22 protein-coding genes are annotated in these 21852 nt (G+C 48.1%); 8 read left to right on the top strand and 14 right to left on the bottom strand.

Features of this window, described 5'->3' with window-relative positions; all coding sequences use genetic code 11:
- Nucleotides 1-66: 66 nt before the first annotated feature.
- Nucleotides 67-1011, bottom strand: coding sequence for a class I SAM-dependent methyltransferase (locus tag ACTHS8_RS00250; protein ID WP_440372644.1), 945 nt, complete (start codon nt 1009-1011; stop codon nt 67-69).
- A 337-nt stretch (nt 1012-1348) separates the two neighbouring features.
- On the opposite strand from ACTHS8_RS00250, the gene ACTHS8_RS00245 reads away from it, so the two are divergent.
- On the top strand, nt 1349-2758 hold the full coding sequence (locus tag ACTHS8_RS00245; protein WP_440372643.1) for a DEAD/DEAH box helicase: 1410 nt from the start codon (nt 1349-1351) through the stop codon (nt 2756-2758).
- Nucleotides 2759-2886: 128 nt separating this feature from the next.
- Here ACTHS8_RS00245 and leuB read toward each other — a convergent pair whose 3' ends face one another.
- The 9 genes from leuB to leuC all read right to left on the bottom strand — a co-directional run bounded on the left by leuB (nt 2887) and on the right by leuC (nt 9146).
- Entirely contained in the window at nt 2887-3957 is a 1071-nt protein-coding gene (gene leuB / locus ACTHS8_RS00240; protein ID WP_440372642.1) for a 3-isopropylmalate dehydrogenase, read from the bottom strand.
- Nucleotides 3958-4023: 66 nt separating this feature from the next.
- A complete protein-coding gene (locus ACTHS8_RS00235; RefSeq protein ID WP_440372641.1) occupies nt 4024-4428 on the bottom strand; it encodes a hypothetical protein in 405 nt (134 codons plus the stop codon).
- Between the two features lie 22 nt (nt 4429-4450).
- Complete coding sequence (locus ACTHS8_RS00230; RefSeq protein ID WP_440372640.1) at nt 4451-4888, bottom strand: hypothetical protein; 438 nt, start codon at nt 4886-4888, stop codon at nt 4451-4453.
- A 38-nt stretch (nt 4889-4926) separates the two neighbouring features.
- The gene (locus ACTHS8_RS00225) at nt 4927-5388 is read right to left on the bottom strand and encodes a YhcH/YjgK/YiaL family protein (RefSeq protein ID WP_440372639.1); all 462 of its coding nucleotides are present in this window, start codon (nt 5386-5388) and stop codon (nt 4927-4929) included.
- A gap of 169 nt (nt 5389-5557) precedes the next feature.
- On the bottom strand, nt 5558-6154 hold the full coding sequence (locus ACTHS8_RS00220; RefSeq protein ID WP_440372638.1) for a DUF2625 domain-containing protein: 597 nt from the start codon (nt 6152-6154) through the stop codon (nt 5558-5560).
- Nucleotides 6155-6222: 68 nt separating this feature from the next.
- Nucleotides 6223-6864, bottom strand: a complete 642-nt coding sequence (gene leuD, locus ACTHS8_RS00215) for a 3-isopropylmalate dehydratase small subunit (protein WP_003677355.1) — start codon at nt 6862-6864, stop codon at nt 6223-6225.
- A 45-nt stretch (nt 6865-6909) separates the two neighbouring features.
- Nucleotides 6910-7275 carry a VOC family protein gene (locus ACTHS8_RS00210; RefSeq protein WP_049331002.1) on the bottom strand — a complete coding sequence of 122 codons (366 nt, stop codon included), beginning with the start codon at nt 7273-7275 and terminating at the stop codon, nt 6910-6912.
- A 110-nt stretch (nt 7276-7385) separates the two neighbouring features.
- Nucleotides 7386-7607 carry a hypothetical protein gene (locus ACTHS8_RS00205; protein WP_070644808.1) on the bottom strand — a complete coding sequence of 74 codons (222 nt, stop codon included), beginning with the start codon at nt 7605-7607 and terminating at the stop codon, nt 7386-7388.
- Between the two features lie 129 nt (nt 7608-7736).
- Nucleotides 7737-9146 (bottom strand): 3-isopropylmalate dehydratase large subunit, encoded by a 1410-nt coding sequence (gene leuC / locus ACTHS8_RS00200; protein WP_440372637.1) that lies wholly within the window; start codon nt 9144-9146, stop codon nt 7737-7739.
- 265 nt (nt 9147-9411) lie between these two features.
- Between leuC and gshA the strand changes: the two genes are divergently transcribed.
- From gshA to ACTHS8_RS00165, 7 genes are all read left to right on the top strand, one after another.
- The gene (gene gshA / locus ACTHS8_RS00195) at nt 9412-10779 is read left to right on the top strand and encodes a glutamate--cysteine ligase (protein ID WP_440372636.1); all 1368 of its coding nucleotides are present in this window, start codon (nt 9412-9414) and stop codon (nt 10777-10779) included.
- 101 nt (nt 10780-10880) lie between these two features.
- Nucleotides 10881-11951, top strand: coding sequence for a magnesium/cobalt transporter CorA (corA, locus tag ACTHS8_RS00190; protein ID WP_440372635.1), 1071 nt, complete (start codon nt 10881-10883; stop codon nt 11949-11951).
- A gap of 115 nt (nt 11952-12066) precedes the next feature.
- Nucleotides 12067-12549: an acyl-CoA thioesterase gene (locus ACTHS8_RS00185; protein WP_049331010.1), complete on the top strand. Its 483-nt coding sequence runs from the start codon at nt 12067-12069 to the stop codon at nt 12547-12549.
- A gap of 127 nt (nt 12550-12676) precedes the next feature.
- A complete protein-coding gene (gene gyrA, locus ACTHS8_RS00180) occupies nt 12677-15448 on the top strand; it encodes a DNA gyrase subunit A (protein WP_440372634.1) in 2772 nt (923 codons plus the stop codon).
- A gap of 64 nt (nt 15449-15512) precedes the next feature.
- A complete protein-coding gene (uvrC, locus tag ACTHS8_RS00175) occupies nt 15513-17354 on the top strand; it encodes an excinuclease ABC subunit UvrC (RefSeq protein ID WP_440372633.1) in 1842 nt (613 codons plus the stop codon).
- A 27-nt stretch (nt 17355-17381) separates the two neighbouring features.
- Entirely contained in the window at nt 17382-18131 is a 750-nt protein-coding gene (aroD, locus tag ACTHS8_RS00170; protein ID WP_440372632.1) for a type I 3-dehydroquinate dehydratase, read from the top strand.
- 134 nt (nt 18132-18265) lie between these two features.
- A complete protein-coding gene (locus ACTHS8_RS00165) occupies nt 18266-18835 on the top strand; it encodes an acetate uptake transporter (RefSeq protein ID WP_070644792.1) in 570 nt (189 codons plus the stop codon).
- A 76-nt stretch (nt 18836-18911) separates the two neighbouring features.
- Here ACTHS8_RS00165 and yfaE read toward each other — a convergent pair whose 3' ends face one another.
- From yfaE to ACTHS8_RS00145, 4 genes are all read right to left on the bottom strand, one after another.
- Nucleotides 18912-19211: a class I ribonucleotide reductase maintenance protein YfaE gene (yfaE, locus tag ACTHS8_RS00160; protein ID WP_003686421.1), complete on the bottom strand. Its 300-nt coding sequence runs from the start codon at nt 19209-19211 to the stop codon at nt 18912-18914.
- 61 nt (nt 19212-19272) lie between these two features.
- Complete coding sequence (locus tag ACTHS8_RS00155) at nt 19273-19650, bottom strand: DUF6979 family protein (RefSeq protein ID WP_440372631.1); 378 nt, start codon at nt 19648-19650, stop codon at nt 19273-19275.
- Nucleotides 19651-19725: 75 nt separating this feature from the next.
- Nucleotides 19726-20859, bottom strand: coding sequence for a class Ia ribonucleoside-diphosphate reductase subunit beta (nrdB, locus tag ACTHS8_RS00150; RefSeq protein WP_440372630.1), 1134 nt, complete (start codon nt 20857-20859; stop codon nt 19726-19728).
- Nucleotides 20860-20985: 126 nt separating this feature from the next.
- The gene (locus tag ACTHS8_RS00145; protein ID WP_234394537.1) at nt 20986-21837 is read right to left on the bottom strand and encodes a TIR domain-containing protein; all 852 of its coding nucleotides are present in this window, start codon (nt 21835-21837) and stop codon (nt 20986-20988) included.
- Nucleotides 21838-21852: the final 15 nt, after the last annotated feature.

The raw sequence follows: 21852 nt of genomic DNA, 5'->3' as shown, positions 1-21852 counted from the left end.
TATTGATTGAGAGATTCAATATGGCAATCAGGCCGTCTGAAAACTGGCTTTCAGACGGCCTGATGCTTATTTATGCTTGATTTCCCAGCATTGATGTATTTTTTTGTTGCGGAAATCGTCGGGAACGGACTGTTTGGAAATGTCTTTGACGGTGTATTGTTCCGCGACCGAATCGTCCAACACAAAACTGCGCAGGTTGTTGGAGAAATACAGAATGCCGTCTGAAGCGAGCAGGCTCATTGCGCCGTCAATCAGCTTTTTATGGTCACGCTGGATGTCGAGGATGTCGAGCATCTTTTTGCTGTTGGAAAAGCTGGGCGGGTCCATGACGATCAGGTCGAACTTTTTGCCTTCGTCTGAGGCATTTTGCAGGTATTGGAACACATCGGCGCGGACGATTTTGTGTTGTTCGGGGTCGATGCCGTTTAGTTCGAAATTGCGTTTTGCCCACTCGAGATAAGTGTTGGATAAATCGACGGTTTCGCTGGATACCGCGCCACCGGTTGCGGCATAGACGGTGAAGCTACCTGTGTAGGAAAACAGGTTGAGGAAGCGTTTGCCCGCTGCGGTTTCGCCGACTTTTTTGCGCGTGTTGCGGTGGTCGAGGAAAAGGCCGGTATCGAGGTATTTGTCGAGGTTGACCCAAAACTTGCGGCCGTTTTCAGTGATGACGAAATCGTCGCCGGTTTTGCCGGTTTTCTCGTATTGCTGCAAACCTTTTTGACGTTCGCGGCGTTTGAGGTGGATTTGTTCGGGCGCAAAACCGGTCACAAAACCAATAGCTTCCAATACATCGGCAAGCCATGCTTCGTATTCTTCGGGCTGCATCAGCCAGCCGGTATCGTATTCCTGAAGATGGATTTGGTCACCGTAAACATCGACGGCAAAGGGAAATTGGGGAATATCGCGGTCGTAAATGCGCCAGGCTTCGATATCGTTGCGTTTGGCCCATTTCATAAGATGTTTGATGTTTTTGCCCAAGCGGTTGGCAAAGGGGGTAATGTCGGTCATGGTTTCATACGGCCTGAATTAAGTATTGGGAAGGGGTTGGATTTTAACGCACTTGATGCCTTTTTGCTTGACTGTTATCCATAAAATCTATATTATCCGCCGTTCGCCTTTTGATACGAAGCCATCGTCATCCAACCTAAACCGCCGTTTCGGGCGCGTTTCTTTTATTGCTTGCATATTTGCAAAGCCTTTTCTGTGCAGGTTGTCGTCGATGTTAACCACAAGCAAGATGCTTGCGACAACCCTGTAACTTCACATTTCCCGTATCGTTACTTTCCTTTGCTTCAGGTCGTCTGAAATTGTTCAGGCGTGCGCGTTGTTGTCTCTTAGGATAGATATGTCTATTAAATTTGCCGATTTGAACCTTGATAAAAACATTTTGTCTGCCGTAAGCAGCGAGGGTTATGAAAGCCCGACCCCGATTCAGGCGCAAGCGATTCCGTTTGCTTTGGACGGCCGCGACATTATGGCTTCGGCACAAACCGGTTCAGGCAAAACCGCAGCCTTCCTGCTGCCGACTTTGCAAAAACTGACCAAGCGCAGCGAAAAACCAGGCAAAGGCCCGCGCGCTTTGGTATTGACCCCGACCCGCGAACTGGCGGCTCAGGTGGAAAAAAACGCGCTGGCGTATGCTAAAAATATGCGTTGGTTCCGTACTGTCAGCATTGTCGGCGGCGCATCTTTCGGCTACCAAACCCGTGCTTTGAGCAAACCGGTTGACCTGATTGTCGCTACTCCGGGCCGTCTGATGGATTTGATGCAGAGCGGTAAAGTTGACTTTGATCGTTTGGAAGTGCTGATTCTTGACGAAGCCGACCGTATGCTGGACATGGGCTTTATCGACGACATCGAAACCATCGTTGAAGCGACGCCTAGCGACCGTCAGACTTTGTTGTTCTCCGCCACTTGGGACGGCGCAGTAGGCAAACTGGCGCGCAAACTGACCAAAGACCCTGAAACCATCGAAGTTGAGCGTGTGGATGATCAAGGCAAAATCGAAGAGCAGTTGTTGTACTGTGACGATATGCGCCATAAAAACCGCCTGCTCGACCACATCTTGCGCGATGCCAATATCGACCAATGCGTGATTTTCACATCCACTAAGGCCATGACCGAAGTCATCGCGGATGAATTGTACGAAAAAGGTTTTGCCGCCAACTGCCTGCACGGCGATATGCCGCAAGGCTGGCGTAACCGCACGCTGATGGATTTGCGCAAAGGCCGCTGCAAAATTTTGGTTGCTACCGATGTAGCCGCACGCGGTATCGACGTACCGACCATTACCCACGTTATCAACTACGACTTGCCGAAACAGGCTGAAGACTACGTTCACCGCATCGGCCGTACCGGTCGCGCTGGCCGTACCGGTATTGCGATTACTTTTGCCGAAGTAAACGAATACGTCAAAGTACACAAAATCGAAAAATACATCGGCCGCAAATTGCCTGAGCTGACCATCGAAGGCATGGAGCCGACACGCAAACGCAAATCTGCCGGTGGCAAACCGAAAGGCAAAGGCGGCTGGGGCGATCGTAAATTCGGCGGTTGGCGTGGCGATAAGAAACCGGCTAAAGAAGGTTTCGGTGGTAAAGCTCGCGGCGAAGGCCATAAAAAAGACGGTTTCAAGAAAGACGGCTTTAAGAAAGACGGTTTCAAGAAGTCTGACGGTTTCAAAAAAGGCGGTGAAGGCTTTAAAGGTAAACGTAAGTCTAACGACGGCTTTGGCGGCAAACATAAAAAAGGTTGATTGCTTCAATCTTAAGGCTGTCTGAAATAAGACGAAAGGGCGTGTGAAGACACGCCCTTTTTTATGGTTTCAAGTTTTCGTATAGAAAAAAGCGCGGGATTGATCCCACGCTTTTTTCAGACGGCCTCTTACAAAGCGGCCAATACAGCATCGCCCATTTCGGAGCAGGAAACCAGTTTGGTACCTTCTTCATAAATGTCGCCGGTACGCAAGCCTTGTTGCAGTACTTTTTGTACGGCGTTTTCAACTTGTTGCGCGCGTGCTTCGTCGTTCAGGCTGTAACGCAGCAACATGGCAAGGGACAAAACGGTTGCCAGCGGATTGGCTTTGTTTTGACCGGCAATGTCAGGAGCAGAGCCGTGAGACGGTTCGTACAGGCCTTTGCTGTTTTCGTCTAAAGAAGCGGAAGGCAGCATACCGATGGAACCGGTCAGCATGGACGCTTCGTCGGAGAGGATGTCGCCGAAGATGTTGCCGGTGGCAATCACGTCAAATTGTTTGGGCGCGCGTACCAACTGCATGGCAGCGTTGTCGACGTACATATGGGAGAGCTCGACATCAGGGTATTCTTTGCCGATTTCTTCAAAGATTTCGCGCCACAGTTCGGTGGTTTCCAAAACGTTGGCTTTGCCTACGGAGCAGACTTTTTTGCTGCGTTTTTGGGCAGATTGGAAGGCAACGTGGGCAATACGGCGGATTTCGCTTTCGCTGTATTTCATGGTGTTGTAGCCTTCGCGTTCGCCGTTTTCCAAAACACGGATGCCGCGCGGTTCGCCAAAGTAAATATCGCCGGTGAGTTCGCGTACGATGAGGATGTTGAGGCCGGCGACGATTTCCGGTTTCAGAGTGGAAGCATTGGCCAGCTCTTTATACAAAATGGCAGGACGCAGGTTGGCAAACAGATTCAAGTCTTTACGGATGGCCAACAAGCCGCGTTCAGGGCGCAGCGGACGGTCGAGATTGTCGTATTGAGGAGAACCGACTGCACCAAGCAGGACCGCATCGGCTTTACGGCAAAGGTTTTGCGTGAATTCTGGATAAGGATGGCCGTATTCGTCATAGGCTTCGCCGCCCAAAGGCGCGTATTCGTAGCTGACATCCAAACCTTGTTCGATAAGTTTGTCGAGTACACGGACGGTTTCTGCAACGATTTCAGGGCCGATGCCGTCGCCGCGCAAGATAGCGATATGTTTGGTCATTTCGGGTTTCCTTATGGGAAGGTTTTAGGTAAAGGGCAGGCCGTCAGTTTTTCAGACGGCCTTAAATCAATTTGCTCTGAAAACGCTGATTGTACCATTATGGTACTGGTAAAGCTGGGTAGAAATCGCGTAGGCAGAGTCTTCAAATGCCTGCAGGGCAATATTCGCCATCGCCTGCAAAGCTTCTTCATCGGACGGGCTGCAAACGAGCAGGGCGTTGCGTGTCGGGACTGCAAAAACGGGGTTGGCCGGCAGCATAGGATCGTCTTTAAGTACTTCGTCCAAAAGCAAAATCAGGGAAGCATCATAGTCGTTATCCAAATGGATTTGAGCCAATGACCAACCTTCAGCATGATGAATTTGGACATGTCCATCCATCTGTTGGCGCAAATTATCCATGGCGGTACGATACAAGGCATCCTCATCTTCAATACCGGCCTCTTTCATATGCTCACGATTGAGCGTATGCATGGATTCTTCCGTATCCACCATACTAAAGCAACATGATATCGCCCGCAATCGGTTTGTATACCAGGTAATCGGCAGGTTCGGTTTCATCCGTATTTGTAATCAGTCTGGCGTTTTCCAGATAAATCGTATTTTTAATCGTTGGAAGAATTTGTTGTGCTGAAACACTGGCATCAGTATCTTGAATCTTATAGATAACCGCTAAATTGGCTGCAACAATCGCCTCCAACGCCTCGGGATTTTGCAGATAACTTGTGTAATGGTTGCTCAAATATGTGCTGAACGATGCTTCATCGTCTTCGGAAAACTGGACAATGGTGGGCGAAGACGCAATAGTTTCGCCCCAGTCGATTTTTGCTTCAAGATCCAATTCTTCTTGAATGCGACGGGCAAAGTATTCGACAAATTCCTGCCAAGTCATTAATTTAGGTTTGGAGCGGAACAACCTGCTGAAAAAAGACATATTGTGTCCTGAATAAGGGGATAAGGCCGTCTGAAATATTATAGACATTCGGTTTCAACACGGATTTTAAAAACAACTTTGCGTATGTTCGATCTGTCGCCGACCAATGGAGCATGCGCATCATTCGGGAAAAATAGCGCAAATTCGCCGGGCTCCAAGGTCAGCCAAGTTTCCGGCTCGCAGTCGAAAAACTCGATATCGCGCTTTTCGTTGTAGCCTAAACCGTTTTTCAGACGGCCTCTGTCTATCCAGCCATATGTTTCGCTGCCATCAATCGGCGTTTGTATATCAATATGTTTTAAGTGCGCTTCAGGCTGAGCTTCGCCTTTAGTCCTCATCGGCTCACTGCCGATAAAAATACGGATATTGGGATTCTCGCATGGCACTTGGCCGTCCGGCAGTTTGGCAAAATCTAGGGTCTGCAACAGATGGAAGGCCTCGGCAAAGTTGGGATGCAAGGCAGCGTAGCGGGTGGCATTATTTATGGTGTCGGTAATCATGGTGTGGTTAGGTAGAAATTAAACTTCAGGATGTGAAGAATACGTTTTAAGGACGCTTTATTGGGATTATGACAACAAGGCCGTTTGAAAGGGCTTTTTATGGAGTTGTGTTTTGCAGATTCAAAGTGGAAGCATAATGTTCAGCGATAGGAATACGCTTGCGGCTGACTTAGTTTATATCGCTGCCTTCTTCAGTCCATAAAAACGGAAAGAACGTGTAAACGCTGTCGCCATTCAAATCATGGATTTCTTCGCGCCAATTTTTCCAACGCAGGTTTTCGTAAAACAACTGTAAATCGCCGTTCAATGCCCAATTTAAGAAGTCGCCATAACCTTTACCGCAATCTTCCCATTCCAAGGTATCCGGTGGCAGGTAGAAAACATTACCTACTTTGCCATTTAATCCCCCGCCATTAATCGCAAAATAGCCTCCCGCAACATCATCGGCAAACAGATAATAGGGAGCAGGGCCTGCTGGCTCGGATTGTGTACGGCCTAGATTCCAACTTCCCAAACCACGAGGTAGCTTCGCGCTGCCGGAACCAAGTATCCGTAACCAGCCGTCATCGATAAGGATACCGCCGGTTTCATAAACGACAGCACCCATAAACGAACGTATCGTTACTTGGGTTTTGACAAGTTCTTCCTTTGCCTTTTCAAGCGTACGTGGCAGAACTTCAACGCTGTTTACCGCTTCTGTAAGCCACTCTTGAATCAATGACCATGCAGGGTCTTGGGTTCGAATTAATTCGTCGAATGATCTCATGGACTATCCCAAAACATTCAGTAAAGGCCGTCTGAAACACTTAAATTTTTCAGACGGCCTTTTGTATGTCAACCGTTAAACAGCCAAGGCTGGCTTTGGCGGCGTTTTTCTTCAAAGGCGTGAATTTCGTCAGCATGTTGCAGGGTCAGGCCGATTTCGTCCAAGCCGTTTAAGAGGCAGTGTTTGCGGTGTTCGGTAATGTCGAATGTGAATGTTTCGCCGCTAGGGGTGGTCAGGGTTTGCTCGGCAAGGTCGATGGAGAGCTGATAACCTTCGTTGGCTTCAACTTCTTTGAAAAGCTGGTCAACCTGTTCTTCTGTCAAAACGATAGGCAAAAGGCCGTTTTTGTAGCAGTTGTTGAAGAAGATGTCGGCGAAGCTGGGGGCGATGACGGCGCGGAAGCCGTAGTCGTCCAATGCCCAAGGGGCGTGTTCGCGTGAAGAGCCACAACCGAAGTTTTTACGCGTCAACAGGATTTGTGCGCCTTGATAGCGTGGTTGGTTCAGGGAGAAATCCGGATTTAACGGGCGTTTGCTGTTGTCCATGCCAGGTTCGCCGTGGTCGAGGTAACGCCATTCATCAAAGGCATTGGGGCCGAAGCCGCTGCGTTTGATTGATTTCAAAAATTGTTTGGGGATGATGGCATCGGTATCGACGTTGCTGCGGTCGAGCGGGGCAACGATGGCGGTAATTTTGGTAAAGGCTTTCATGTCAGGTTCTTATAGTAATAATGGGAAATTTTATGGCTATTCGGGTTAGCGTGTGCTGTGCAAACCGATTCGGTTGCCTTCTGTGTCTTCGATAAATGCTGCAAAGCCATTGGCAATGCGGAATTTCTCTTGTAACAGTTTGCCGCCTGCAGCAACGGCTTTTTCTGCTGTTTCGGCACAATCCGGGCAATTAAAGAAAATGGTTGTACCGCCGTGGCCGGGCTGGGCATTGCTGTCGTGCCAAATCATACCGGCCGTACCGTGTTGGGTGTAATCGGCTGGAAAAATGATGAAACGGAATCCGTTGCCGCCAACGTCTTGCAGAGGCTTGCCGAATACGGATTCGTAAAAGGCTTTGGCGCGATCCAAATCATGAGCGTGAATACCAAACCAGCTTGATGGATTGCTCATTGTTTCTTCCTTTGCTTGGAATCGTGAAAATGTCTGAAAAATTAATAATGAATAATGTATCAGGCCGTCTGAAACGGAGTTAGGAGCTTCAGACGGCCTGATTTACCGAATTATTCGGTAGCGGCTTCGATTTTTTCTCCAACATGGCTCATGCCGCGGCCTACTGCATTGCCGCCTTTTTTAACGGCTTCGCCAGTTTTGTCGGCAACGTGTTCTGCGGTTTCTTTGGTTTTGTCCCAATTGCGGCTGGTATCGTCTTTTGCGCCGGACCAAGTGCTGGAACAAGCTGACAGGATAAGGGCTGCGGCAGCCAATGCAAACAGTTTTTTCATACTAGATTCCTTTCAAGTTATCAATGATTAAGAAGGTTTTCGGACGTTTTGCGCAATATAATAAGAAAACTTGTTTGAGCAAGGTATTGTTTCAGTCGGCCTGATGAATAAAGGCCGTCTGAAAATATTTTAAGCCATAGTGCGGATATCGGTAAAGTGGCCGGTCACTGCGGCTGCGGCTGCCATGGCAGGGCTGACGAGGTGGGTGCGTCCGCCGTTGCCTTGACGGCCTTCAAAGTTCCGGTTGGAAGTAGAGGCGCAACGTTGTCCCGAGGTCAGGCGGTCGGCATTCATGGCGAGGCACATAGAGCAACCCGGCTCGCGCCATTCAAAACCGGCTTCGATAAATACTTCATGCAAGCCTTCTTTTTCGGCCTGTTCTTTAACCAAACCGGATCCGGGAACAATCAATACGCGTTGTACATTGTCCGCTTTTTTACGGCCTTTGGCGATGGCGGCGGCTTCGCGCAAGTCTTCGATACGGCTGTTGGTGCAAGAGCCGATAAAGACGATATCGACAGGGATTTCGTTTAATGGCGTACCGGCTTCCAAGCCCATGTATTCGAGGGCGCGTTCCATGCCGCTGCGTTTGACCGGATCGGTTTCTTCGGCAGGATTAGGCACTTTGCCGTTGATGTCCAAAACCATTTCAGGTGAGGTACCCCAAGTTACTTGAGGCTCGATGTCTTCGGCTTTGAAGTGGTATTCTTTATCGAATACGGCGCCTTCGTCAGACACCAGCGTACGCCAGTACTCAACGGCTTTGTCCCATGCTTCGCCTTTAGGTGCAAAAGGTTTGCCTTTTACATAGTCAATGGTGGTTTGGTCGACGGCAACCATGCCTGAACGTGCACCGGCTTCGATCGCCATATTGCACAGGGTCATGCGGCCTTCCATAGAAAGGCTGCGGATGGCTTCGCCGCCAAATTCAATGGCGTAGCCTGTACCGCCTGCCGTACCGATTTGGCCGATGATATAAAGTGCCACGTCTTTGGCAGTAACGCCGGGTTTCAGACGGCCTTCAACGGCAATCAGCATGGATTTGGATTTTTTCGCGGTAATGCACTGGGTCGCCATGGTGTGCTCGACTTCGGAAGTGCCGATACCGTGAGCCAATGCGCCGAATGCGCCGTGGGTAGAGGTGTGCGAGTCGCCGCAGACAACGGTCATGCCGGGCAGGGTAGCACCTTGTTCCGGGCCCATAACGTGCACGATGCCTTGGCCTTTATCCATAAACGGGAAGTAGGCGAGTGCGCCAAACTCTTTAATGTTTTTGTCCAAAGTATCGACTTGCAGTTTGGAAATCGGATCTTGGATACCTTTGTCCCAGTCGCCGGTCGGGGTGTTGTGGTCGGCTGTGGAGACCACGCTGTCGATACGCCAGAGTTTGCGGCCGGCCATTTTCAAGCCTTCAAATGCTTGCGGGCTGGTTACTTCATGAACCAGGTGGCGGTCGATGTAAAGCAGGACAGTACCATCTTCTTCTTCGCGGACGACGTGGCTGTTCCAAAGTTTATCGTAAAGGGTTTGTGCGCTCATGATGAGTATTCTTTGCTATTGTTAGGTATGAATGATGGTTTGCGTTTATGGGCGGATTTTAGGCTTTTTATAGGGGCTGTGCAATAGAAATTTGTCCAATTTTTAAAATTTGTTGCAAAGTTTCAAAAATCCTTATTAAAAATTAGACAAATTGTAGAATTGTTGACAAAAAGATGCATCTTATCTGAAAGAATACTTGTCGAAATGCACTAAAAAGTTCTATCATTCTCACTTAATATCCACACTTAACAAAGAGGTATAGAGAATGAAATTACCGGTAATGGCTGCCGAACATCTGTCGCAACTTCAGGCGTTTGAAGCGAAAATCTTGTGCAACCACGCCAAAATCGAAGCATGGTTCCGTTCGCAATGGAACGAACACCGTCCGCCATTTTATGGTTCGGTTGACATCCGTAATGCCGGTTACAAAATTTCATCTATCGATATGAACCTGTTTCCGGGCGGCTTCAATAATTTGAATCCCAACTTTATCCCGCTGGCGGCGGTTGCCGCACAAGATGCGGTACAGCGTGCCTGTGAGACGGCAAAATCCGTATTGATTATTCCTGAAAACCACACACGCAACACATTCTATCTGCAAAACGTTTACGCCCTCAGCGAGATTTTGCGTTCGGCAGGATATGAAGTGCGCTTGGGCAGCCTGAATCCTGAAGTGACTGAGCCAACTGAGTTTGAAACCGCGTTGGGCGATAAAATTTTGCTTGAGCCTTTATTGCGCACCCGCGAGCGTGTACATCTTGCAGACGGTTTCTCGCCTTGCGTTGTCCTGTTGAACAACGACTTGTCTGCGGGCATCCCTGAAATCCTTAAAAATATCAGCCAAACCGTTTTGCCTCCATTGCACGGCGGCTGGACGACTCGCCGTAAAACCGAACACTTCGGCGCATACAACCAAGTTGCTGCTGACTTTGCCAAGTTGATTGACATTGACGAATGGCAAATCAATCCTTATTTTGAAAAAATCAGTGGTTTGGATTTCCAAGAGCGTGAAGGCGAGGATGCGTTGGCAGGCGCAGTAGAGCGCGTATTGGCGAAAACTCAAGCCAAATACGACGAATTGGGTATTACCGACCAGCCTTTCGTTATTGTGAAAGCCGATGCAGGTACTTACGGTATGGGCGTAATGAGCGTTAAATCTGCGGATGAAGTGCGCGGATTGAACCGTAAAAACCGCAACAAAATGGCAAAAGTCAAAGAAGGTTTGGAAGTCAGCGAAGTCATTGTCCAAGAAGGTATTTATACCTACGAAACCATGAATGGCGCCGTGTGCGAACCTGTCGTTTATATGATGGACCGTTTCGTTATCGGCGGCTTCTTCCGTGTACACGAAGGCCGTGGTGCAGACGAAAACCTCAACGCCGGCGGTATGGTGTTTGTTCCGCTATCCAACAGCATCCCCACCGGCAGCGGTGACAATTCTCAAGAAGCCCCCGAAGCCTGCAAACGCGTATTTGAACAATGGGATTCACTCGGTATGCCGCGCTCTGAAAAAGACTGCGACGTCGACAACGAACACAACCGCCTCTATGTTTACGGCGTAATGGCGCGCCTGTCCTTGCTTGCCGCTGCATTGGAGCTGGAGAAAACTACGCCTAAAGCCTCTAAAGCCTAATAAAGCGTTGATCGATATTGTCAGGCCGTCTGAAAATCAGTTTTCAGACGGCCTTTTCTGTCTGTACAATTCATTCTAACTAAAAAACATGATTTATTTTTATGAGCAAACCAGCCAATCCAGTTGAAAAAACCGACACTCTGCAAGACCAAGCCATGCAGCGCAGCAATACCGACAATGCGCCGCGCTCTGCTATTCATCAAACCTTGTATTCCGCCGATACCTTTGTTCAGCATGATTATCTTGCTGGAAAAAACTTGCCCGATATTGTCCATCCGCAAGAAGGTCAAATCAACTGGCTGCATTTTGTCGGCATCAATGATGTTGCCTTGCTTAAACACGCGCTTGAGCCTTATGGTATCCATGAGCTGGTTATTGAGGATATTCTTAGCCGCAAGCAACGTCCGAAAATCGAAGACTACGGCAGCTATGTTTTTACTGCCGCACAGGTTTACCACTATACCTCCACAGGCAAGCTCCATTCTGACCAAGTGTATGTGATTATCGGCAAAGATTTTGTGTTGTCTTTCCAACAAAAACCGTTGGGCTTGTTCAGCCATCTCCGCCGGCAGATGCACGAAAATCCGCACAATATTTTGAACAAAAATACAGCGTTTCTTGCCTATTGCCTGCTTGACCGTATTGTGGACGACTATTTCATCGTTTTGGAATCGTACAACAACCGTGTCGAAGTAATAGACAAGTCCCTGTTTAAAAATGAAAACAGCGATATTCTCAGTAAGATTCACCGCCTCAAGCGTGATGCCGTCCGTCTGCGGCGCACGCTTTTGCCATTGCGCGATGTGTTCTATCAACTGGCCGTGCGCGGCGATTTTGCTATTTTCAAAGGCGAATCGACCGTCTATCTGCGCGACGTATACGACCACAATATGCAGCTTATCGAATCGCTTGATGCCTCGCGTGATATGGTGTTGAGCATGATGGACATTTATCTTTCCTTCCAATCCAACCGCATGAACCAGCAAATGCGCGTGTTGACGGTTATCACCATCATCTTTATGCCGCTGACCGTCATCACCGGTATCTACGGCATGAACTTCGACAATATGCCCGAGCTGCATTGGCATTACGGCTATTTCATGGTTTTGGGTGTGATGCTATGCATTATTATCGGACTGCTGATTTTCTTCTCACGTAGAAAATGGCTGTAAACAGGAAGGCAATGGGTTGAAACTCAACGATTAAAAACGGTAGAATGATTTGGCACACGTGCAGTCTGAAGTTTTTCAGACAATTAAAAAATAAATATCAAAAGGAGAAGAAACTATGAAACCGGAACGCCAACTACCTTCCCATGAGCTGATCATGTCCGAGCTGATGATGCCTTATACGGCAAACTTCAGCGGCAATGTTCACGGTGGCGATCTTCTGCGCCTGCTTGACCAAGTGGCATATTCCTGCGCCTGCCGTTACAGCGGTACCTATTGCGTTACTCTGTCTGTTGATAAAGTATTGTTTAAAGAACCCATTCATGTCGGCGAACTGGTAACCTTTTACGCCAGTATCAACTACACCGGCCGTACTTCTATGGAAGTCGGCATCCGTGTAGAGGCGCAAAACATCCACACCGGCGAAGTGCGTCATACCAACAGCTGCTACTTCACCATGGTTGCCGTTGAAGATGGTAAGCCGGTTCCTGTACCGCCTTTGGAAATCAATACTCCGCGCCAACGCTGCCGTTATGAAAGGGCTAAAAAACGCAAAGAGTTGAGTTTGCAGGCTGCAAACGAAGATTCTGGCTGCAACTAAATTCAATTTATTAAATAATGAAGGCCGTCTGAAATCATGTTTCAGACGGCCTTCACGCAAAAGCCATAAACTGCTTGTTTTGTGGTAGAATCAACAAGATTTTTGCCATACGAAATTACAGATAATCATGACCGACGCAACCATCCGCAACGACCATAAATTTGCACTTGAAACCCTGCCTGTCAGCCTTGAAGACGAAATGCGCAAGAGCTACCTCGATTACGCCATGAGCGTAATTGTGGGGCGAGCCCTGCCGGATGTCCGCGACGGTCTCAAACCGGTACACCGCCGCGTGTTGTACGCGATGCACGAGTTGAAAAACAACTGGAATTCCGCCTATAAAAAATCGGCGCGTATCGTCGGCGACGTTATCGGTAAATACCACCCACACGGCGATACAGCCGTTTACGACACCATCGTCCGCATGGCGCAAGACTTCTCCATGCGTTATGTGTTGATCGACGGTCAGGGCAACTTTGGTTCTGTCGACGGCTTGGCAGCAGCAGCCATGCGTTATACTGAAATCCGCATGGAAAAAATTTCCCATGAAATGCTGGCGGATATTGAAGAAGAAACCGTCAACTTCGGCCCCAACTATGACGGCAGCGAACATGAGCCGCTGGTATTGCCGACCCGTTTCCCTGCGCTGTTAGTCAATGGTTCGTCTGGTATTGCCGTCGGTATGGCAACCAATATTCCGCCACACAATTTGGGCGATACCATCAATGCCTGCCTGCGTTTGTTGGACGAGCCTGAAACTGAAATCGACGAGCTGATCAACATTATCCAAGCGCCCGATTTCCCAACAGGTGCGACTATTTACGGCTTAAGCGGCGTGCGCGAAGGCTATAAAACCGGTCGCGGCCGCGTGGTAATGCGCGGTAAAACCCATATCGAGCCTATCGGTAAAAACGGCGAACGCGAAGCCATCGTTATCGATGAAATCCCATATCAAGTAAACAAAGCCAAGCTGGTTGAGAAAATCGGCGAGTTGGTACGCGAAAAAACGTTGGAAGGCGTATCCGACCTGCGTGACGAATCCGACAAATCCGGTATGCGTGTCGTGATCGAATTGAAACGCAATGAAAATGCCGAAGTCGTTTTGAACCAACTCTACAAACTGACCCAGCTGCAAGACAGCTTCGGTATCAACATGGTGGCCTTGGTTGACGGCCAGCCGCGCTTGCTGAACCTGAAACAAATCCTGTCCGAATTCCTGCGCCACCGTCGCGAAGTCGTTACCCGTCGTACTTTATTCCGCCTGAAAAAAGCGCGTCATGAAGGCCATATTGCCGAAGGTAAAGCAGTTGCCTTGTCCAATATCGACGAAATCATCCGTCTGATCAAAGAATCTGCCAATGCGCCGGAAGCCAAAGAAAAACTGCTGTCCCGCCCATGGCGCAGCAGCTTGGTTGAAGACATGCTCAGCCGTACGGATTTGGATCTGCACATGATGCGCCCTGAAGGCTTGTCAGAGAATTTGGGCCTGCATAGCCAAGGCTATTACCTGAGCGAATTGCAAGCCGATGCCATTTTGCGCATGAGCTTGCGTAACCTGACCGGTCTCGATCAGGAAGAAATTGTCGGCGAATATAAAAACCTGATGAGCAAAATCATTGATTTCGTGGATATTCTTTCCAAACCTGAACGCGTTACCCAAATCATCCGCGAAGAATTGGCAGACATCAAAGCCAACTTCGGTGATGAGCGTCGCAGCGAAATTAATCCGTTTGGCGGCGATATTGCCGATGAAGACCTGATTCCGCAACGCGAAATGGTCGTTACCCTGACTCATGGCGGCTACATTAAAACCCAGCCGACTACTGATTATCAGGCGCAGCGTCGCGGCGGCCGCGGCAAACAGGCAGCGGCAACCAAAGACGAAGACTTCATCGAAACCCTGTTTGTTGCCAACACGCATGATTATTTGATGTGCTTCACCAATTTGGGCAAGTGCCATTGGATTAAAGTGTACAAACTGCCGGAAGGCGGCCGCAACAGTCGCGGTCGTCCGATTAATAACGTTATCCAATTGGAGGAAGGCGAAAAAGTCAGCGCCATCTTGGCCGTCCGCGAGTTTCCGGAAGACCAATATGTTTTCTTCGCCACTGCACAAGGCATGGTGAAAAAAGTCCAGCTCTCTGCGTTTAAAAACGTCCGCAGCCAAGGTATCAAAGCCATTGCGCTTAAAGAAGGCGATTACTTGGTCGGCGCAGCGCAAACCGGCGGTGCGGACGACATTATGTTGTTCTCCAACTTGGGCAAAGCCATCCGCTTTAACGAATATTGGGAAAAATCCGGTAACGATGAAGCAGAAGATGCCGATATCGAAATCGAAAACGAAGATTCAGACGGCCTGGATGATGAAAATGCCGAAAACGCATTGCCAAGCGGCAAACACGGTGTCCGTCCGTCCGGTCGCGGTAGTGGCGGTTTGCGCGGTATGCGCCTGCCGGCCGATGGCAAGATTGTCAGCCTGATTACCTTCGCCCCTGAAGCCGAGCAAAGCGATTTGCAAGTATTAACCGCAACCGCCAACGGCTATGGCAAACGCACCCCGATTGCCGATTACAGCCGTAAAAACAAAGGCGGCCAAGGCAATATCGCCATCAATACCGGCGAGCGCAACGGCGATTTGGTTGCCGCGACTTTGGTCAGCGAAACCGACGACCTGATGCTGATTACCAGCGGCGGCGTCCTGATTCGTACCAAAGTTGAGCAAATCCGCGAGACCGGCCGTGCTGCCGCAGGTGTCCGCCTGATTAATCTGGACGAAGGCGAAACCTTGGTCAGCTTGGAACGAGTGGCTGAAGAGGCTGAAGATGAAGCTGCTTTAGAAAGCGATGCAGCTGAAAACCAAGTGGTAGAAGCTGAAGATACTCCGTCTCAAGAATCTTAAACGTCAATGAAAAAGGCCGTCTGAAAAGTTTTCAGACGGCCTGCTTATTCCAAAAGAAAATCCCGTGAGTGCAACCGAACCGTTCGATTTACCTCTTTTTCTGAAAAATCTGCCCAATCTGCCGGGCGTGTACCGTTTTTTTGACGAAGACAACAATGTTTTGTATGTCGGCAAAGCGGTCAATCTCAAGCGGCGTGTTTCCAGTTATTTCCAAAAAAACGACCATTCGCCGCGCATCGCATTGATGGTAAAACAGGTTCACCATATCGAAACCACCATCACGCGTTCCGAAGCCGAAGCGCTGATTCTCGAAAACAACTTCATCAAAGCCTTGTCGCCGAAATACAATATCCTTTTTCGCGATGACAAAAGCTATCCTTATTTGATGCTCAGCGGCCATCAATATCCGCAAATGGCGTATTACCGTGGCACGCTGAAAAAGCCTAATCAATATTTCGGCCCGTATCCGAACAGCAACGCCGTGCGTGACAGCATTCAAGTGTTGCAAAAAGTCTTTATGCTGCGTACCTGCGAAGACAGCGTATTCGAGCACCGTGACCGTCCTTGTCTGCTTTACCAAATCAAACGCTGCACCGCGCCTTGTGTCGGTCATATCAGCGAAGAAGATTATCGCGACAGCGTGCGTGAAGCAGCGACTTTTCTCAATGGCAAAACCGACGAACTGACGCGTACCTTGCAACATAAAATGCAAACCGCCGCCGTCAATCTGCAATTTGAGGAAGCAGCCCGTTACCGCGATCAAATCCAAGCGCTCGGCATCATGCAGAGTAATCAGTTTATCGACAGTAAAAATCCGAACAATCCAAACGATATCGATTTGCTTGCGCTTGCCGTTTCAGACGGCCTTGTCTGCGTACACTGGGTCAGCATACGCGGCGGGCGGCACGTCGGCGACAAAAGCTTCTTCCCCGACACCAAAAACGACCCCGAACCAAACGGACAAGACTACGCCGAAGCCTTCGTCGCCCAACACTATCTGGGCAAAAGCAAACCCGACATCATCATCAGCAACTTCCTCGTCCCCGACGCATTGAAAGAAGCCTTAGAGGGCGAACACGGCAAACAAATGCAGTTCGTGACCAAAACCATAGGCGAACGCAAAGTCTGGCTGAAAATGGCGGAACAAAACGCACAAATGGCGATTGCCCAACGCCGCCTGCAACAAAGCAGCCAGCAACACCGTATTGATGAACTGGCAAAAATCCTCGGCATGGATTCAGACGGCCTCAACCGCCTTGAATGTTTCGATATCAGCCACACACAAGGCGAGGCTACTATTGCGTCCTGCGTTGTGTACGATGAGCAAAACATCCAGCCTTCGCAATACCGCCGCTACAACATCACAACCGCCAAGCCCGGCGATGACTACGCCGCCATGCGCGAAGTCCTGACGCGTCGTTACGGCAAAATGCAGGAAGCCGAAGCCAACGGTGAAAGCGTCAAATGGCCGGATGTCGTGTTGATTGACGGCGGCAAAGGGCAAATCAGCGTAGCCGTATCGGTATGGGAAGAACTCGGGCTGCACATTCCTTTAGTTGGTATCGCCAAAGGCCCCGAGCGCAAAGCCGGTATGGAAGAACTCATACTGCCATTTACCGGCGAAGTCTTCCGCCTGCCACCCAATAGCCCGGCTTTGCATTTATTGCAAACCGTACGCGATGAGTCGCACCGCTTTGCCATCACAGGCCACCGCAAAAAACGTGACAAAGCACGCGTTACTTCCTCACTGAGCGAAATCCCCGGTATCGGCAGCAAACGCCGCCAAGCATTGCTCACCCGATTCGGCGGTCTGCGCGGCGTGATTGCCGCCAGCCGCGAGGACTTGGAAAAAGTGGAAGGCATCAGCAAAGCATTGGCGGAAACCATTTACGAGCATCTGCACTGATTGGTTTGAACAGCAAAAAGGAACAATATGAAACCTGTCATCATCAAAAATATCGAGATCGGCAAAGGCCTGCCTAAAATTGCCGTGCCGCTGGTGGCCGCCAATACGCAGGAATTGGAGCAGGCTTTGCGCGTATTGAAAGAGACGGCTTTTGACATTATTGAATTTCGTGCGGATTTTTTCCAAACTGCGCTTGATGCTGATTTTATTGCCGAGCAATTAGGCATTGTCCGACAGGCTTTTCCTGACAAGCCCTTGCTGTTTACGTTTAGAAGGGCGCAAGAGGGTGGCAATACGCCTTGTTCTGACGACTATTATTTTGAATTATTGGAAAAAATCATCCGTTCCAAACAAGCCGATATTATCGACATCGAGCTTTTTACCGAGGAAAGCGGCGTAAAACAAACCATAGCTTTGGCGCATGAGTATCAAACTGCCGCCTTACTTTGTAATCACGATTTCCAAGCCACGCCGTCTTTGGCAGACATTACAGGTCGTCTGAAAACAATGGCCGGGTGGGGCGCGGATATCTGCAAAATTGCCGTGATGCCGCAATCGCCGCAAGATGTATTGACTTTATTGCAGGCAACGTATGAAGTTTCACAAAGTATAAACTGCCCGATTATTACTATGTCTATGAATAAAATCGGTGCAATCAGTCGTCTGGCCGGCTCGGCTTTCGGCTCGGTCGTAACCTTTGGTGCAGCAGGAAAAACGTCAGCTCCCGGTCAAATTGATGCCAATGAATTGAGGAAAATCTTGGCCATTTTAGGATAATTTAGTTATTAACATTTAAGTCCATTTGAAAAATATTTTTCAGATGGACTGATTTTTTATCATTTTTTTCTTTCAATTCTAAATAAAATAGGTAACAATAGGCTTCCTATTTTAATAACTAGAGGAGAAATAAAATGACTACTACTAAAGAAAACCTGGCGAATCCAGGTCCAGTAGGCCTGTGTGGCTTTGCATTGACAACTTGGTTGCTCAGTCTGATTAACGGCGGCTTTTTTACTGCTCAAGAGGGTGTCGGCTTAGTTTTGGGCATGGCTCTCGCCTTTGGTGGTATCGCCCAAGTTATTGCCGGTATGTTTGAGTTCAAGAAAGGCAATACGTTTGGCTTTACCGCTTTTATCAGCTATGGCGCCTTCTGGTGGACATGGGCTTTGTTTACCATCTTTTTCAAAGGTGAAACAGCTCCGGCATTTATCGGTTGGTATCTCTGCGCATGGGGTATGTTTTCGCTGATGATGTTTGTGGCCACCTTGACCAAGCCTAAAGTATTGAGCGGTATTTTCTTTTGCTTGACGCTGACTTTCTTTGCTTTAGGTATTGGCGACGGCATGGAAAATCATAGCATCGTCCATATCGGCGGTTGCTTAGGCTTGGTAACTGCACTTGGTGCGTTCTACTTGGCCGCCGCGGAAGTCATCAACGAATCTTTCGGCCGTACTGTTTTGCCGATTGGCGAGCGTAAATAAGCTTAACCATACAAAATGCCGTCTGAACGGTGGACATGAAATCAAGGATTTCAGCCACAATGTTCAGACGGCATTTTTATTTGTCTTCAAATAAATCGACATCAAATAAGTCCGGCTCTTTGATGCGCTCCCGACAATCGAGCTTGATGTCTTCAGTAACCCGGCAGCAGCACGGCAAAATTTCTCCGGGCGCGACAAAAGCGAGTGGAAAATTATCATAAGAGACTTTCCCATCCAAGATTTTAACCCGGCATGAACCGCAATAACCGCTGCGACATTGGTATTCAACCTCGTGTCCGGTGCGCTCCAAGCCCTCCAATAAGGTTTCGCCTTGTTGGAGTTGGAAGGTTTTGTCGTGTGTGCTAATGAGTGCCATGTGTGTTTTAGGGCATAGAGGCCGTCTGAACAATGTTTCAGACGGCCTTAAATATATAAATTCAAATAATCAAGCCTTTTTCCCACAAGGCCAAAACGACATGAAGCTGGCTGTTATATTTTTTTTCATTACCCACAATTTCGCGCCAGAAAACGGATTTTTTCTGATTTGCCCATTCGGGATCATTTTTTAAAAGGCTGACCGCTACAACGGCATATTCTCCGTTTTTGGAATGTTTGGTTTTGACTTTTTCCGGGTTGATTCCTTTAACCAACCCCGCACGACACAATCCCAAAAATACATTCTTTGGGCATCCTTTTTTTCTAATTGACTCCTTGATGGGAAATGATGCCGCAATCTCTGTCCAAGCTTGTTCCATATCTTCATATTTAGAATATGATTCAGCTGCTTTTACCGCAATGTCGCCATAAATCTTCATTTTTGGTTATACCTTGAGGATTGAAAAGAGATTTTCAGACGGCCGGTTACGCCCAAAGGCCGTCTGAAACGCGGTTTACAGCTCGAAATCGCCCAAATCGTCGGCATTAACTTCCGAATCAATCTGACCAATCAGGTAAGAGGAAATTTCTACTTCCTGCGGCGCAACCTGTACATTGTCAGAAGACAGCCACGCGTTAATCCAAGGAATCGGATTTTGGGTTGCACCTTCAAATCCGGCAGGAAGGCCAACCGCCTGCATACGCAGATTGGTAATGTATTCAACGTATTGAGCCAGAATTTCCTTGTTCAGGCCAATCATTGAGCCGTCTTTAAACAGATAGGCCGCCCATTCTTTTTCCTGCTCGGCCGCTTTTTTGAAGAGTTTGAAACATTCGTCCTGCAATTCATTCGCGATTTCCGCCATTTCAGGATCATCGGCACCGGCACGCATCAGGTTGAGCATATGCTGGGTGCTGGTCAGGTGCAGGGCTTCGTCACGGGCAATCAGCTTGATGATTTTGGCGTTGCCTTCCATCAACTCGCGTTCGGCAAAGGCGAACGAGCAGGCGAATGAAACGTAGAAGCGGATGGCTTCCAATACGTTGACGCACATCAGGCAGAGATAGAGTTTTTTCTTCAACTCACGCAAAGACACGGTCACGAGCTTGCCGCCGATATTGTGCGTGCCTTCGCCCAACAGATTGTAATATTGAGTGTATTCAATCAAATCATCGTAATAGCAGGCAATGTCTTCAGCACGGGCGATGATGTATTTGTTTTGCACAATATCATCGAACACGACTGACGGTTCATTCACGATATTGCGGATGATATGAGTGTAGCTGCGCGAGTGGATGGTTTCGCTGAAGCTCCACGTTTCAATCCAAGTTTCCAGCTCGGGAATCGACACCAAAGGCAAGAAAGCAACGTTCGGGCTGCGGCCTTGGATCGAATCGAGCAGGGTTTGGTATTTCAGATTGCTGATGAAAATATGTTTTTCGTGTTCGGGCAGATTGGCGTAGTCGATACGGTCGCGCGACACGTCGATTTCTTCGGGACGCCAGAAGAAAGACAATTGTTTTTCAATCAGTTTTTCAAATACTTCGTATTTCTGCTGGTCATAACGGGCGACATTTACCGGCTGACCAAAAAACATCGGCTCTTTCAGCGCATCGTTTTTGGTTTTGGAAAAGGTGCTGTATGACATGACTAGGTGTTCGCAGGACATGGGTTTTTCTCAGGTTTATTTAAATTTAGGAATTTGGATTTCAGACGACCTTTTAGATTAATCAAGGATCGTCTAAAAAACTAGCATAGATCTAGGGCTATTATTTCAAAGTTTATTCATATCAATATCGAATCCTGCCGCTTTTAACTCTTTGGCAATTTTGTATTTCCATTGGTCAATATCATTTGCTGGTATATAACCTACACCTTGAATATCTGATGGAAATTCAACATCATCACTGACTAAGCAACAAACTCTTTCTCTCCCTAACTTAGCCATCAAATAGCCATGTTCAAGCACTACATTTTGTCTGGCGCGGGGTTTAAGCTTTCCCTCTTCTGACTTCAGACGACCTTCGTCGCATGGCGTATAAAGAACAATACCAAAACCTACATCTGTACATTCTTCAATTTTTTCAATAATTGTTTTTCCATTATTGGCTTGCTCTTGCAAAATAATCGGTTCTAGCCCTAATGCTCTTAGTACATTCTCTACTTGCGTGCGGAGAAGAGTATCCCGACCATGAACAATGAAAACTTTATGATTGGAATAAATGGGTATCTCTTTTTTTAATTCCGAAACAGCAGTATCCAATGAGTTTTGAGCTTCTTCCAAAATTTCATCAGTTATATCTTTTGTATATTGTTCGTCTCTTGATACTATTTCTCTTGAATATCTAAAGGAAGAATATACGCGGAGACTTTTCTGTTTTCTATCCAACTCATCTTGTTTAACTTTTCTAATTGTTTCAGTGTTTAATTCAGATTGCGTTACAACAAATCGACAAGCATTATCTATCAAATAACCATATACTCTTAATGGTTGCCCTTTTAGATGCCGAACTGCAAACTTCTCCAATACTTTTTCTTTATCATCTATATCAAGCTGATGATATTGTCTATTATTGCCATTTTTATCTTTTTCATTGGTTTCTACTAATACATGATAAAACATCATTTTTCCCTTTAGCAT

This window comes from Neisseria sp. P0016.S008, from assembly GCF_051957775.1.
GTDB classification, from domain to species: domain Bacteria; phylum Pseudomonadota; class Gammaproteobacteria; order Burkholderiales; family Neisseriaceae; genus Neisseria; species Neisseria flavescens_B.
The sequence above is the reverse complement of the archived record's forward strand: the minus strand, read 5'-3'. Positions and strand labels throughout refer to the sequence as shown.